We start from the raw sequence: 14,303 nt of genomic DNA on the forward strand, positions 1-14,303 counted from the left end.
ACTACCGGGCTCCGCTTTCTCGCAGCATGCTCGGAATGGTACGGAACAAGATCGACATGTCGCCGACCAGGTTGCGGGTGCGCACGTAGGCCAGGTCCAGGTGCAGCATCTCCAGCGTGCCCATGGTGGACCGGCCGGACACCTGCCACAGGCCGGTCAGCCCGGGCCGCACGGAGAACCGGGGCTGGAACTCCGAAGGGAACATCCGGGCTTCCCACTCCAGGCACGGCCTCGGCCCCACCAGCGACATGTCGCCGAAGAGCACGTTGATCAGCTGCGGCAGCTCGTCCATGCTGGTCTTGCGCAGGAAGGCGCCGATCGAGGTGACCCGGGGGTCGGCGTTCAGCTTGTAGCTGCCCTCGACCGAGGTGTCCTCGCCGCGCAGCTCGGCGGCGATCAGCTCGCGCAGCATCTCGTCGCCGACGCCGGTGCGCATGGTGCGGAACTTGTACATCGTGAACGTGCGCCCGCCGAGGCCGACCCGATGCTGCTGGAACAGGGAAGGACCGACGCTGGTCCACCGGATGGTCAGCCCGATGATGATCATCGGGATGCCCAGGATCAGGAGGGCTAAACCGGCCGCCGTGACGTCGACCGCGCGCCGCGCCACTGACTCCCACGTCGCCGCCTCCGGCAATGCGGTGTCAAGTCCGACGTCGGGCATCGATCCCTCCAACGGTGATCGCTAGCAAGGTGAAGAGCAAGTCTCCGGTGCCGCGCAGCTGAAGATGTGGGTCAATAAGTGTAAGAACGAGCAAGAACAGCCAAACGATTTCCAAACTTGACGCGCAAGCGCCGAATGCGCCCGGATGGCGGATAGCCGGCCGCACAGTGCGTAACACTCGGTAGGACAGCCAGAGGAACGCCAGCAGCAGCGGGATGCCGCCGATCCAGACGAACCAGAGGATGCCCGACTCGAGGTAGGTCAGGTCGCGCCAGCGCTCCGGCGCGTGCAGCACCGGGTTCACCCGGACCCCGGTCCAGATGGTCACCCAGTTGAAGTGCGGGATGAACAGGTGGGCCAGGTTGTCGTAGCGGCCCAGCCAGCTCTCCGGCACCCATCCGCCGTACTCGCCGATGCCCTCCAGCCGGCCTACGAAGGCGGGGAAGCCGATGACCAGGGCGACCAGGCCGAGCGGGGCGAACCGGGTGGCCTGCCGGCGCATCTCCGGGAATCGCCAGGCGATCAGGGCGAACCCGACCAGCGCGGCGATCCAGGTGGAGAACTGCCCGGCGGCGAACACCCCGGTACCCAGCAGCAGGGCCAGCACCAGCCGTTCCCGCCGGCCGAGCAGGCCGCGCGCGCCGCAGCACAGCACGATGATCAGGCTGATGATGATGACGTCGCCGGCGGCGATGGGGGAGCCCAGGGTGGCGCTGCCCCGGTCCCCGAGGCCCTCCAGCTCGGAGGCGCCTTCGGCCGAGGCCCAGAAGGTGTTCAGCAGGGCCAGCATGGGCCCGAACTTGAGCGTCTGCAGCACCGCGACCAGCGCCACGGTGGCGCCCGGCCACACTATGAACCGGATCAGCCGCACGGTCTCCTGCTCGGTGTGCACCGTGTAGCGCACCAGGAAGTAGATGCCGACCAGCTTCACCATCGGCAGCGTGGACGCGTAGTCCTCGCCGGCCGGTGGCAGGTCGCGCAGCAGCATGGTGGCGACCGGCCACACCGTGGCCATCAGCAGGAAGATGCCCAGCGGGGCGTCCACCGGGCCGTAGAACCGGGGCCGGATCGAGTCTCCGCGCAGCATGCGCAGGTAGGCGCCGGTGATGGCGCCAGCCATGACCAGAGCCAGCAGCGCCTCGTTCGGGCGGACCAGCGGGATCAGCTCGTCCCGGTCGATGCCCGAGATGATCGGCATCGTGCCGATGTAGGCGTACGTGGCGAAGATCGGGGTCTTCGCGGCCGCGACGAAGATGATCAGGCCCAAGATGCCGCCGACCACACCGAACGCGGCTCCCGCGCCGACCGTGGCGCCGAGCACCGCGGCTACCGCGGTGGCCAGCATGGCCAGGCCGGCGAACTTGCCGAAGCCCTCGTTGGGGTCGGTTACGGCCGGCGCCGGCCCCGCGGCCGCGCGGGCCTGCGGATACGCGGGTCGGGTCATAACGCCTCCGCCGTGATTCGGTCCCCCACGTACCGCACCACCGCGAGGAACGCGGCCAGCGCGATCGCGCCGCAAGCCAGCAGCACGAGCAGGACCAGGTACCGCTCGGGTGCGAGGGTACCCAACAGCCACCGGCCGCCCACGATCACCGGTGCCATGGCCAGCGTGGCCAGCCCGATGGCGACCACGTGCGTGTGGTTGATGAACGACTCGGGCCGCAGCCGCAGCCGCATCCGGCTCAGCACGGTGATCGCCGAGGCGGCCTCGCCGGCCAGCACGCAGACCAGCAGGCCGACCAGCCGGGTGCCGTCCGCCGGCAGCAGCAGCGTGCCGGCGGCCACCGCGATGCCCACGAAGAAGCCCACGTAGCTGGCGATCCGGGGGCCGCGGTCGTCCAGGCGGGAGAACAGCGCCTGCCTACCGAAGTCGTGCATGCCGCCGGCCATCTGCGCGAACGCGGCCACCAGCAGGCACAGGCCCAGGTTGGTGATCAGGTTGGCCTCGCGCATCTCGCCGTTGGCCAGCAGGTCGGCGGTCTGCGGGTAGAAGGAGGCGAGCAGGCAGGTGGCCGGCAGACCGGCCAGCGTGGCGTAGTACAGCGCCTGTCGCCAGGCGATGCCGAACCGGCGCGGGTTCTCGGTGCCGGCCTCCTGGGCCAGCTTGGGCAGGGCGGCCATGGACACCGCGCGGGAGCCCAGGTAGGACAGCGCGTAGTAGACCTGGTAGGCCAGCTGCACCACCAGAACGCCGCCGGCCACCGGGGCGGCCAGCACGGTGAGCACGTAGTTGGTGATGGCCGGGCAGACCGCGATCGGGATGGACCGGACGACCCGGCGCACCGCGTCCTTCGCGTCGGCGTCGCCGGAGTAGCCGCGCACCGACCCGCCGAGCAGGCCGACCCGCCAGGTGCCGTACATCTGCAGGCCGGCGTGCAGGATCACCGACGCGGTGGTGCCGACGCCCAGGAAGATCATGTTCGCGTCGCTGGCCTCGTTGACCTGCAGGCCCTGGCCGTAGATCCAGGTGGCGGCCAGCACCGTGACGATGGTGCCGATGTTCTCGATCCCCGGCGCGGCGGCGGCCAGCGCGAACTTGCCGCGCGACTGCTGCGCCGCCACACCGAGCGCCGACAGCGCGTACAGCGGCACCTGGGGGGCCACGAACAGGATGAGCACCAGGGTCAGGTGGAAGGCCCGGTCGCGCTGGTCGGCCGGGATGCCGGCGGTGAACGACCAGGCCACCAGCGGGGAGGCCAGCATGAGCAGCGCGGCCGCCGCGGCGGTCATCGCCACGATCCGGCCGCCCACCCGGGCGAACAGCTCCCGCGACCGAGTTATCCCGTGGTTGTCCAGCGCGCGCACGATGCTGGGGATCAGCACCATGGCCAGGATCGGCCCCGAGATGGTGGAGTGGATCGTGTTCGGCAGTACGTAGCCGGCCTGGAAGATGTTGGCGAAGAAGGTGTCACCCATCAGGGCGCCGATCACCAGCACCCTGACCAGCCCGGTCGCCCGGCTGGTCAGGGTGAAGACCAGCACAATGGCGGAGTTCCGGGCCGTGTCCTCCCGCCCGGAGTTGTCCACCGTGCTCATCTGGGGAGCTCCCACCTTCACGCTGCGCTACCCCTCGTGTGGCTTACGGTTACACCCAATTCGTGGCGCCAGAGACTACCCGGTCCGCTGGGTCGCCTGTTCGGCCCCACCGCGGCCCTTCAGCAGCCCCAGCAGAGCGCGCACCTTGTGCCGCAGCCACGGGGTCCGGCCGCCCACCCGGGAGGCAAACCGGTAGGCCAGGGACAGTTTGAACCGGAACATGCCCAGCGAGTCCTCGCCCTTGACGAAGATCCGGTCCACCGCGAACCGGCCGTTCTCGCGGGCCACGGCGAAGCTCACCGCGTATCCGGCGTCGGCCATCTTGCGCCGAGCGGCCCCGTCGTGGGTGCCGAACGGGTAGGCGAAGGAGCGCGGCTCGTAGCCCATCATCTCGGCCACGTCGCCCTTCGCCCGGACGATGTTCAGCTCCAGCTCGGCGTCGTCCATGCCGAACATCCGGGTGTGGTCCCAGCTGTGGACGCCGATCTCCATGCCGGTGTTGGCCAGGGTGGCGATCTCCGCCTTGCTGGACAGCCGCTCGCCCGCGTACACCGGGTTCCAGGTGATCGGCCCGCCGAGCACGCCGGGCGGCACGAACAGCACCGAGGGGATGCCCGCCTCGGCCAGGATCGGCGCACCGGTGGACAGCACCGACTCGTGCCCGTCGTCGATGGTCACCAGGTAGGACTTGCGCGGCGGCCGCGCGCCGTCCAGCACCGCGAGGAACTCGCCGAGGGACAGCGCGCGCCAGCCGTTGGCGTCCAGCCAGGCCAGCTGCTCCTTGAACCTCTCCACCGGGATGAACAGGTGCTCGGGATCGCCGGCGGCCGGCGGGTCGCCGAAGTTGTGGTACATCAGCACCCGGGGCATCCGCCAGGACATCCGGGGCTTGTCGGGGTTGACCGTGTTCGTTCCGGGGTTGCTGCGCGCCATATCAGCCCTACTCGAGTGTCAGCTTCGGGTCCACCGCCGGGACAGCGTAGCGACCGTCATCAGACCGATAAGCAGGCCACAGATGCCACCCGTGATACCGGCCGCGCCCTTGCCCGGGGTCACCGGATCGGTGACCGAGTAGGCCGGCGCGAGCACGGTGGACTGGTTGGCGGTCAGGTTCAGCTCGTCCAGCTGGGACTGCAGCGTGGTGACCCGGGCGGCCAGTGCGGCCGCGTCCGCCGGGGTGGTGCCCGGCCTCGGCGCCGCCTGCAGCTGCTTCACCTGGTTCAGCTGGTTCTGCAGGTAGCCCTTGGGGCCGCTGTTGTTGGCCACCGTGAGGTACTGCTTGGCGACCGCGTTGGCCAGCGTGATGCCCATGTCCCGGCTCGGGTCCTTGACCTCCACCTGGATGATGTTGCTGCTCTGCAACACGGTGGCGACGACCTTCTTGGTCAGGTCGTCCACGCTGATGCCGTTGGCGTCGGCTACCGGCTGCAGCACGTTCCGGCTGGTGATCAGCACCGTCTGGGTGGTGAGGTTGCGGTCGGTCTTCAGGAAGTCACCGCTGTTCTCGGCGGCGATGTTGTACTGGATGGTGGTGCGGGCGGCGTACTGCGTCGGGATCACCGCGGCGGCCAGGAAACCCACCACCGCGCCGACCGCCATCAGCACGACGGCCAGCATGGTCAGCTTGCTGCGCTGCGCGGCGGTGAGCTCGCGGCGGGGGCGGGGCGGGGTGTACCGGGGCGGCGGGCCGGCCATCATCGGCGGCCCGGGCAACCGGGGAGCCCCACTGCCGGGCGGCGGGCCGGGCAACGGCGGGCGGCCGCGCGGCGGCGCGGTCGGGGCGTTCCCCCTGGCCACCGAGCCGCCCGGCGCACCGGAGGACGGGGCCGGGCTGGACGAGCCGCCGGAGGGCTCGGGCCGGGGCGAAGGCGACGGCTTGCTCGACTGGGGCTTGCTCGGCTCCGGCCGGGGCTTGCTCGGCTGGGGCTTGCTCGGATCGGGCCGCACAGCCGGCGGGCCGGATTCCGGACGGGCCTTGGTCGGGTCGGGCCGTACGGCCGGGCCGTGGTCGGGCCGTCCCGCCGACTTGCTGGGGTCGGGCCGGACGGCGGGGCCGGGGTCCGGCCGGGGTGCCGGCGGCGCCCCCGGGGACGGCGGCTTCTTGCCGTCCGGCCGGTTCGGCTCGCCGTTCGAGCCGCCTTGGTCCGGCCGCGCCGGGCCCGGCGGGCCGGGCCGGGGCGGGCGAGGGGTGTTGGCGATCGGCCAGCGATCCTCCGAGGCGCGCGTCATCTAGTTCATCAACTCCGCGTCCAACGTCGGGAAAGGAAGATCGCGGCCAGCCCGGCGACCAGGATTCCGAGCAGCGCGCCGGTGGCGATCGCGACCGGCCGGTTCGGCTCCGCCGGGGCGGCGACCGAGTAGGCGGGCACGACGACCTTTGCGCTGTTCCCGGTCATGTTCTCGATGTCCAGCTGACCTTGCAAGGTGTTGATCCTGGTCTGCGCGTTCGCCGCCGAGGCGCCGACCGACGAGCTCAGCTGCTTCTTGGCGTCGTCCAGCTGCTGCTGGATGTAGGCCTTGGGGCTGTTCGCCTCGACCACCTGCAGGTACTGCTTGGCGATCGCGTTGGCCAGGGTGACGCCGCTGTCCCGGCTGGAGCTGAGCACGTCGACCTGGATGATCTCGCTCTCCACCGCGTTCGAGCCCTTGATCAGGGTGGCGTTCACGTTGTCCGCCAGCACGTCGGCGGAGACACCGTTCTGCTCGGCGACCGGGCCCAGGACGCTGCGGCTGGTCAGCAGCACCGTCTGGGTGGTCATGTTGCGGTCGGTGCGGAGGAACTCGCTGGCGTTCTCCAGCGACACGTGATACTCGATCAACGTCCGAGCGGCGTACTTGGTCGGCAACGCCATTGTCGCCAGCAGGCCGACCAGCGCGCCGAGCACGACGATCACGCCGGCGATCATCGCCAGGCGGGAGCCCTGCGCCGGGGTGAGCCGGCGCGCGGGCGGCGGAGGAGGGGGCAGCCGGGGGCCGGGCTGGTTGTAAGGCCCACCCGGCCCTCCCGGCGGCGGCCCCGACCAACCCGGTCGGTCCGACACCGAAGCCGCGTCGGACGGACGGGTCATCCGCTGCTACCCCCGGTGACGTCTCGCAGCACCTCGCAGACCCGGCTGACCTGGGACTCGCTGATCGTGGGGGACATCGGCAGGGACAGGATGCGGTCCGCCGCGGCCTCCACCACGGGCAGCGACTCCCGGTACTCGGTGTACGCCTCGTCCACGTGGCACGGGGTCTTGTAGTGCAGACCCCAGCCGACGCCGGCCTCGGTGAGCGCCTGGCAGACCTTGTCCCGGTTCTCCACCTCGACCACGCACAGGTGGTACACGGCCTCGGCCCTGGGGTCCCGGGCCACCAGGCGGACGGTGTCCGGCAGCTCCACCTTGTACTGCTCCCACGCGCGCACCCGGCCGGCGTTGGCCGTGTCCAGCCCGCGCAGCTTGATCGACAGCGCGGCGGCCTGCACGGAGTCCATCCGGCTGTTGCGGCCGACCAGGTTGTGGTGGAACCGGCTGTCGGCCGAGCGGCCGTGGTCGCCGGTGCGGCGGATCCGGTCGGCCAGGTCGGCGTCCCCGGTGACCACGCCGCCGGCGTCGCCCAGCGCGCCCAGGTTCTTGCCCGGGTAGAAGCTGAACCCGCTGGCCACACCCACGCTGCCGGCCCGCTTGCCGGCGAACCGGGCGCCGTGGGCCTGCGCGGCGTCCTCGACCAGCGCGATGCCGTGTTTCGCGGCGATCGCGGCCAGCGCCTCGGTGTCGCACATCTGGCCGAACAGGTGCACGCCGACGACCGCGGCCGTCTTCTCGTTCACCGCCGCCTCGACGGCGGCCGGGTCGATCAGCAGGGTGTCCGGCAGCACGTCCACGAACCGGGGACGGGCGCCCACGTACAGCGCCGCTTCGGCGGTGGCGATGAACGTGTTGGCCGGGATGATCACCTCGTCACCGGGGCCGATGCCCAGGCCGAGCAGGATCAGCTCCAGCGCGTCGGTGCCGTTGCCCACACCCACGGCGTGGACGTTCTCGCAGTAGGCGGCGAACTCCGACTCGAACGCGGTGACCTCGGGGCCGTTGATGAACTTGCCGTGCCGCAGCACGGTGGCGTACGCGGCTTCGAACTCGGGGTACAGCGGCCCGTGCAGGGCCGGCAGGTCCAGGAAGGGAACCGGTGCCTCGCTCACGGACGCACCCGCCCGTTGCCGGCACCGCTCGCGGACACCAGGGAGGCACCGGTCTCGGCCGGCGCGCCGGTGGAGTTGGCCACGTCGGTCGCGGCCAGCACCTTCACGATGTCCAGGCCGCGCTGACCGGGGGTCTGCGGCTCCTTGCCGGTGCGCACGCACTCGATGAAGTGGCTGTCCTGCAGCATCAGCGGCTCGCGGAACTGCACGTACGGCGAGACGATGTCACCGAACCGGTAGCTCACCGGGTAGTCGTGGGAGGAGCCCTCGTCCACCTGCGCCGGGTCCACGCCGACGTCGTAGATGCGGATTCGCTCGTTGTCCGACACGTCGTTGTAGATGGCCATCTTCTTCTCGCCGACCACGGTGACCCGCCGGATCTTCTCCGGGTGCAGCCAGGACACCTGCACGAAGGCCGGGGCGCCGGAGTTCTGGAACTCCAGCCGCAGGTAGGCCATGTCCGCGTGCACGTTCCCGATGTTGTGCTGGGCCCACACCGAGGCTCGGTGCGGCACCTCGTCCAACAGGTAGGAGACGATCGAGATGTCGTGCGGGGCCAGGTCCCAGATCACGTTGCAGTCGTACTGGTAGCGGCCGAGCGCCAGCCGGGCGGCGTCGATGTAGAGGATTCGCCCGAGCTCCCCGGAGCTGATGATCTCCTTCAGCTTCCACACGGCGGGGTTGTACTCGAAGGTGTGGCCGACCATCAGCCGGACGTTGTTCGTCTCGGCGGCGGTGACCAGTGCCTCGGCGTCCTCCACCGAGGTGGCCAGCGGCTTCTCCACCAGCGTGTGCAGGCCGGCGTTCATCGCCTGCAGGGATACCGAGGCGTGCAGGGCCGGCGGGGTGGCGACGACCACCGCGTCAAGCGCCTCGAGCTCGTCGGCGATGTCGGTGGCGATCCGCACGTTGGGGAAGTTGGACATCGCCTCACGCAGCCGCTGCTCGTCGCGGTCGATCACGGTGACCTCGACGTCGGGCAAGCTGTTGAGCACGCGCACGTGCTTGGAGCCCCAGTATCCGTAACCGACCACCCCTACGCGCGTGGGTGTGCGACCCATCAATTGACCTCCGTTGCTTCAGATCTTGTCTGTCCCCAGACCGAGTGTCCGCCCTGAAAGGTCGAGGAGCACCAGCCAGCCGTTACCCGGCCCATCCTCGGGGGGACGGGCGGCAACGTCAAAATGAATGGCCACCTCTTGAGCGCGGTCACAAAAACACTCAGCAATCCGTTGGGCAGGGGTTCGGTGTGTCAACTGACGGTACCCGCGCGCGAGATCGCGACGCCCGCCCCCCTCTGCGCCCTCTCAGAATCGCTCTCAGCAAACGGGCTCGCCGGGTGCCCGCGAGACGAAGCTCACCGCGCGTGGCCGCGACCATGATCGCCAACCGCGGCGGTTGAACCGCGAAATGAGGCCGTTGCCGAATGCCGTGGCGAGGGCATGACCATGATCTCGGCGGGTCAGCGCATCGCTACTTGATCGACATCAACCTCAGTGCCCTTTCTCGGTCTCGGAAGGGCCGTGAGGTTGATGTGGATCTTCAGGTGGGTGGGTGGCGGTTGAAAGACCGGCTTGGACGGCGCGGCTGGGTGGCCTCCCGTGGCTTGGGTGCGGCCCGTTGCGTTGGTTCGGCGGGCGGGCGCTTCCGCTACGGACTGTGACGGCCGGCTTGGCTTCCGAATGAACCCTCGCCGCCCCCGTTCGCCGAGCGCAAGCTCAGTCCGGTTCGATCATGGGGTAGACCGGACTGAGCTTGCGCTCGACGAAAACGGGCCTCCGCCGCGCCCGCGAACCGGCCACGGTCCGTAACCGGGCGCGGAACGCCAGCGCGCAACGCACCGAACCGGCGAAAGGCCCGGGTGTCAACACAGGCCCGGGCGTCAACACAAGGACCGCACCCAAGCGGCGCGAGCCCGGGGCGCAACGCAACAGGCCGCACCCAAGTGGCGCGAGCCCGGGGCGCAACGCAACAGGCCGCACCCAAGCCACGGGAGGCCACCCAGCCGCGCCGTCCAAGCCGGTCTTTCAACTGCCACCCACCCACCTGAAGATCCACATCAACCTCACGGCCCTCCAGGAGCGACAGAAGGGCACTGTGGTTGATGTCGATCATCTGGTGACCCGGAACGGCCGCGTCAGCCCGCCCACGAGCGAATTGGGGCGACAGCCTCGTTTGCGCTGTTGCGCCGCCAGAAGCGGCGATCTTGACGGCGCCGGGGTTGTGTTGTGCGCCACCCGGGGTTCGAAGCGGCCTGGACGGCGCGGCGGGTCGAAAGCCGCGCCGCGGCACACGCACCAGACGAAACAGGCGCCCCGAAAGCCCCACAAGACGCGCCTGTCGCCGTCCAAGCCATCTGTCAAACCTGACCAGCGCCCCAGCCGTCGGTCGCACCCCGCAACCCGGACGGTCCTCCCCCGGCTGGAACCGGTCTCCCCACCCCGGCCTATGACGATCACCCCCTTGGGCGGGGTGACGGGGTGCGGCGAGCGCCCCTCGGGCGGGGGCGGCGAATGGGGGATTAGGATTCGGGGCGAAGTCAGTCCGACTAGGCCAGCAGGAGGTAGTGGTGACCGCCGTCGCCCCGCAGCCGATCTCGTCGCGCCCGTATCCGGCGCGCAAGGCTGTCAAGGGAACGTCCCTGCTGCGTTTCCTGCACACAACGGACCCCAAGGACATCGCCATCCTTTACCTGGTGACGTCCTTCGCCTTCTTCATGGCGGGCGGCGCGATGGCGCTGCTGATGCGGACCGAGCTGGCCCGGCCGGGCAAGCAGTTCCTGTCCGAGGAGCAGTTCAACCAGCTGTTCACCATGCACGGCACGATCATGCTGCTGCTCTACGCGACGCCGATCCTGTTCGGCTTCGCCAACTACATCGTGCCGCTGCAGATCGGCGCCCCGGACGTCGCCTTCCCCCGGCTGAACGCCTTCTCGTACTGGCTGTTCCTGTTCGGCGGGCTGACCGTGATGGCCGGCTTCCTCACCCCGGGCGGCGCGGCCGACTTCGGCTGGTTCGCCTACACCCCGCTGTCCAACGCGACGCACTCTCCCGGTGTCGGCGCCGACCTGTGGATCATGGGCCTGGTCATCGCCGGCCTCGGCACCATCCTCGGCGGTGTCAACTTCCTCACCACGGTGATCTGTCTGCGCGCGCCCGGCATGACCATGTTCCGGATGCCGGTGTTCACCTGGAACATCTTCGTCACCGCGATCCTGATCCTGATCGCCTTCCCGGTGCTCACCGCCGCGCTGCTCGGCCTGGAGGCGGACCGCCACCTCGGCGCGCACGTGTTCGACCCGGCCAACGGCGGCGTGATCCTCTGGCAGCACCTGTTCTGGTTCTTCGGCCACCCCGAGGTGTACATCGTCGCGCTGCCCTTCTTCGGCATCGTGACCGAGGTCTTCCCGGTGTTCAGCCGCAAGCCGCTGTTCGGCTACAAGGCGCTGGTCTACGCCACGATCGCCATCGCGGCGCTGTCCGTGGCCGTTTGGGCGCACCACATGTACGCCACCGGCGCGGTGCTGCTGGCCTTCTTCTCGTTCACCACGTTCCTCATCGCCATCCCGACCGGCATCAAGTTCTTCAACTGGATCGGCACCATGTGGCGCGGCCAGCTGACGTTCGAGACGCCGATGCTGTTCGCGGTGGGCTTCCTGGTGACCTTCCTGTTCGGTGGCCTGACCGGCATCCTGCTGGCCTCGCCGCCGGTGGACTTCCACGTCTCGGACACCTACTTCGTGGTGGCGCACTTCCACTACGTGTTGTTCGGCACGATCGTGTTCGCCACCTACTCCGGCATCTACTTCTGGTTCCCCAAGATGACCGGCCGGATGATGGACGAGACGCTGGGCAAGGTCCACTTCTGGCTCACCTTCCTCGGCTTCCACGCCACCTTCCTGGTGCAGCACTGGGTGGGCAACGAGGGCATGCCGCGCCGGTACATCGACTACCTGCCCAGCGACGGGTTCACCGCGCTGAACACGTTCTCCTCCATCGGCGCGTTCATCCTGGGCGCCTCCACGCTGCCGTTCATCTGGAACGTGTTCCGCAGCTACCGGTTCGGCCAGGTGGTCACCGTGGACGACCCGTGGGGCCACGGCAACTCGCTGGAGTGGGCGACCTCCTGCCCGCCGCCCCGGCACAACTTCACCGAGCTGCCCCGGATCCGTTCCGAGCGCCCGGCGTTCGAGCTGCACTACCCGCACCTGGTGCCGAGGCTGCGGGCCGAGGCGCACGCCGGCAAGGGCCACCCGGCTCCGTCCGAGAAGGTCACGGCGAAGGCCGCGCCCGACGCGCTGCCCGACGGTGACCCGAAGGCCCACTGAGTCACAGAATCCTTGATGCCTGCCAGGGTCGCGGTTCTCATCACGGTGACCGGGCCGGACCGGCCTGGGGTGACTTCGGTGCTGTTCGCCGCGCTGATCCGGCACGGCGTGGAGCTGCTGGACGTGGAGCAGGTGGTCATCCGGGGGCAGCTCACCCTGGGTGCCCTGGTGGCCATCGAGACCGACCCCGAGGCGCTGCAGGAGTCGGTCGAGCAGGCCATGGCCAGCATCGCGATGACCGTGCGCACCTCGATCGAGCCGGACACCCCGGACGCGGCGTCCTCGCTGCGCCACCGCCGGTCCAGCCACGTGGTGCTGGTGATGGGCCGGCCGGTCACCGCGCGCGCCTTCGGCGAGGTGGCCAGGGCGCTGGCCGGGGTGGGCGCGAACATCGACGCGATCCGCCGGGTGGCGGACTACCCGGTCACCGGGCTGGAGCTGTTGGTCTCGCCCACCTGGGAGGAGACCGAGGAGGCCCCGTACCCGCACGGCACGCTGCGCTCCACCCTGGTGGAGGTGGCGGCCAAGGTCGGCGTGGACGTGGCGGTGGAGCGGGCCGGCCTGGCCCGCCGGGGCAAGCGGCTGATCGTGTTCGACGTGGACTCCACGCTGATCCAGGGCGAGGTCATCGAGATGCTCGCGGCGCGGGCCGGCGCCGAGGCGGAGGCCGGGGTGTGCGCGGTCACCGAGGCCGCGATGCGCGGCGAGCTGGACTTCACCGAGTCGCTGCGCCGCCGGGTCGCCGTGCTGGAGGGGCTGCCCGCCTCGGTGCTGGACGACGTGGCCGGCGAGCTGGAGCTGACCCCCGGCGCCCGCACCACCATCCGCACCCTGAAGCGGCTGGGCTACCGGTGCGGGGTGGTCTCCGGCGGGTTCGCCCCGGTGATCGAGCGGCTGGTGAGCGAGCTGGGCCTGGACTTCTGCGCGGCCAACTCGCTGGAGGTGGTGGACGGGCGGCTCACCGGCCGGGTGGTCGGCGAGGTGGTGGACCGGGCGGGCAAGGCGGTCGCGCTGCGCCGGTTCGCCGAGGAGTACGACATCCCGCTGGAACAGTGCGTCGCGGTGGGTGACGGGGCCAACGACATCGACATGTTGTCCACCGCCGGCCTCGGCGTCGCGTTCAACGCCAAGCCGGCGCTGCGCGAGGTGGCGGACACCGCGCTGTCCGTGCCGTACCTGGACGTGGTGCTGTTCGTGCTGGGCATCACCCGGGACGAGGTGGAGGCGGCGGACGAGGCCGAGGGCGTGCTGCGCCGCGTGCCCCTGCCGTGACCGCTTCGGTTCTCGCCCCGCTGGCCGCCCGCTACCTACACTGGTTGGCGCTGCCCGACGAGGCCACCGGGGACACCGCCGCCGAAGGCGGCGCTGGCCGCGCGCCCAGTTTGGCGCGCGGTGGAGACACCGACGAGGACCCGGCGCTGATCCGGGCCATGCCGGTGGTGCTGCGCGTGGAGAAGGCCGAACCCCCGCCTCGGACCGGGCTGCTGGAGGCGGCGGCCGGCGCGGCCGTCGCGGTGTGCCTGGACGAACGCACCGCCCCGGGCGGGGAGTGGCACGACGCGGTGAGCGCCTGGGTGGCCGGCCGCATCCGCAAGGTGACCCGCCGGGCTCGCGGCGCCCACTGGTCGGCGGTACAGGAACTTCCCGGGGTGACCGTCACGGTGGGTTCCGCGCAGGTCCGGGCGTTGCTGCCCGGGCTGGTGGTCGAGGCGCCGCGCACGCTGACCCGCCTGCAGATCGCCGGCACCGACCTGCCCGCCGACGACCCCGGCCCGCCGCCGGGCGGCGTACCGGTGATCTGGCTGAACCCGGCGGTGGAGCTGACCGTGGGCAAGGCCGCCGCCCAGGTCGGCCACGCCAGCATGATCCTGGCGGCGTCGCTGGAGGCGGACCGGCTGGCCGCGTGGCGTTCCCTCGGCTGGCGCTGCGCGGTGCGCCCCGCCAGCCCGGACCGGTGGCGCGAGGTGCTGGCCTCCAGCGGCGCGGCCGGCGGTGCGGTGCTGGTCCGGGACGCCGGCTTCACCGAGGTCGACCCCGGCACCGTGACCTGCGCCGCGCACTGGTCCCGAACGCCGGCGGGCGGCATGGTCAAGTAG

The 14,303-nt window shown here is 70.5% G+C and carries 11 protein-coding genes; 3 read left to right on the top strand and 8 right to left on the bottom strand.

The window, feature by feature from the left end; translation table 11 throughout:
- Position 1: 1 nt before the first annotated feature.
- From ABEB12_RS15165 to ABEB12_RS15200, 8 genes are all read right to left on the bottom strand, one after another.
- Positions 2 to 664: a sugar transferase gene (locus ABEB12_RS15165; protein WP_185064081.1), complete on the bottom strand. Its 663-nt coding sequence runs from the start codon at positions 662 to 664 to the stop codon at positions 2 to 4.
- Positions 645 to 2,108, bottom strand: a complete 1,464-nt coding sequence (locus ABEB12_RS15170) for a hypothetical protein (RefSeq protein ID WP_185064082.1) — start codon at positions 2,106 to 2,108, stop codon at positions 645 to 647. Before ABEB12_RS15170 ends, ABEB12_RS15165 begins: the two co-directional genes overlap by 20 nt.
- Positions 2,105 to 3,700, bottom strand: coding sequence for a lipid II flippase MurJ (locus ABEB12_RS15175; protein ID WP_185064083.1), 1,596 nt, complete (start codon positions 3,698 to 3,700; stop codon positions 2,105 to 2,107). The genes ABEB12_RS15170 and ABEB12_RS15175 overlap by 4 nt, the downstream gene beginning before the upstream one ends.
- A gap of 75 nt (positions 3,701 to 3,775) precedes the next feature.
- Positions 3,776 to 4,633 (bottom strand): polysaccharide deacetylase family protein, encoded by an 858-nt coding sequence (locus ABEB12_RS15180; protein WP_185064084.1) that lies wholly within the window; start codon positions 4,631 to 4,633, stop codon positions 3,776 to 3,778.
- Between the two features lie 18 nt (positions 4,634 to 4,651).
- Entirely contained in the window at positions 4,652 to 5,929 is a 1,278-nt protein-coding gene (locus ABEB12_RS15185) for a YveK family protein (protein ID WP_185064085.1), read from the bottom strand.
- Between the two features lie 8 nt (positions 5,930 to 5,937).
- Entirely contained in the window at positions 5,938 to 6,768 is an 831-nt protein-coding gene (locus ABEB12_RS15190; RefSeq protein WP_185064086.1) for a YveK family protein, read from the bottom strand.
- The gene (locus ABEB12_RS15195) at positions 6,765 to 7,880 is read right to left on the bottom strand and encodes an aminotransferase class I/II-fold pyridoxal phosphate-dependent enzyme (RefSeq protein WP_185064087.1); all 1,116 of its coding nucleotides are present in this window, start codon (positions 7,878 to 7,880) and stop codon (positions 6,765 to 6,767) included. The genes ABEB12_RS15190 and ABEB12_RS15195 overlap by 4 nt, the downstream gene beginning before the upstream one ends.
- Positions 7,877 to 8,941 (bottom strand): Gfo/Idh/MocA family oxidoreductase, encoded by a 1,065-nt coding sequence (locus ABEB12_RS15200; protein WP_185064088.1) that lies wholly within the window; start codon positions 8,939 to 8,941, stop codon positions 7,877 to 7,879. Before ABEB12_RS15200 ends, ABEB12_RS15195 begins: the two co-directional genes overlap by 4 nt.
- Before the next feature lie 1,508 nt (positions 8,942 to 10,449).
- On the opposite strand from ABEB12_RS15200, the gene ctaD reads away from it, so the two are divergent.
- Genes ctaD through ABEB12_RS15215 form a run of 3 tightly spaced genes read left to right on the top strand, consistent with a single transcriptional unit; the run spans position 10,450 to position 14,303 of the window.
- Positions 10,450 to 12,207 (top strand): aa3-type cytochrome oxidase subunit I, encoded by a 1,758-nt coding sequence (gene ctaD, locus ABEB12_RS15205; protein ID WP_185064089.1) that lies wholly within the window; start codon positions 10,450 to 10,452, stop codon positions 12,205 to 12,207.
- A 15-nt stretch (positions 12,208 to 12,222) separates the two neighbouring features.
- Complete coding sequence (gene serB, locus ABEB12_RS15210; RefSeq protein WP_185064090.1) at positions 12,223 to 13,479, top strand: phosphoserine phosphatase SerB; 1,257 nt, start codon at positions 12,223 to 12,225, stop codon at positions 13,477 to 13,479.
- Positions 13,476 to 14,303 (top strand): peptidyl-tRNA hydrolase, encoded by an 828-nt coding sequence (locus ABEB12_RS15215; RefSeq protein ID WP_185064091.1) that lies wholly within the window; start codon positions 13,476 to 13,478, stop codon positions 14,301 to 14,303. Before serB ends, ABEB12_RS15215 begins: the two co-directional genes overlap by 4 nt.

Source organism: Actinospineispora eucalypti (assembly GCF_039543365.1).
GTDB classification, from domain to species: domain Bacteria; phylum Actinomycetota; class Actinomycetes; order Mycobacteriales; family Pseudonocardiaceae; genus Pseudonocardia; species Pseudonocardia eucalypti.

What these genes read in the sequence shown, in the direction of transcription:
- ABEB12_RS15165 (WP_185064081.1), bottom strand. Translation starts at nt 664, where the DNA reads ATGCCCGACGTCGGACTTGACACCGCATTGCCGGAGGCGGCGACGTGG.
- ABEB12_RS15170 (WP_185064082.1), bottom strand. Translation starts at nt 2,108, where the DNA reads ATGACCCGACCCGCGTATCCGCAGGCCCGCGCGGCCGCGGGGCCGGCG.
- ABEB12_RS15175 (WP_185064083.1), bottom strand. Translation starts at nt 3,700, where the DNA reads ATGAGCACGGTGGACAACTCCGGGCGGGAGGACACGGCCCGGAACTCC.
- ABEB12_RS15180 (WP_185064084.1), bottom strand. Translation starts at nt 4,633, where the DNA reads ATGGCGCGCAGCAACCCCGGAACGAACACGGTCAACCCCGACAAGCCC.
- ABEB12_RS15185 (WP_185064085.1), bottom strand. Translation starts at nt 5,929, where the DNA reads ATGACGCGCGCCTCGGAGGATCGCTGGCCGATCGCCAACACCCCTCGC.
- ABEB12_RS15190 (WP_185064086.1), bottom strand. Translation starts at nt 6,768, where the DNA reads ATGACCCGTCCGTCCGACGCGGCTTCGGTGTCGGACCGACCGGGTTGG.
- ABEB12_RS15200 (WP_185064088.1), bottom strand. Translation starts at nt 8,941, where the DNA reads ATGGGTCGCACACCCACGCGCGTAGGGGTGGTCGGTTACGGATACTGG.
- serB (WP_185064090.1), top strand. Translation starts at nt 12,223, where the DNA reads ATGCCTGCCAGGGTCGCGGTTCTCATCACGGTGACCGGGCCGGACCGG.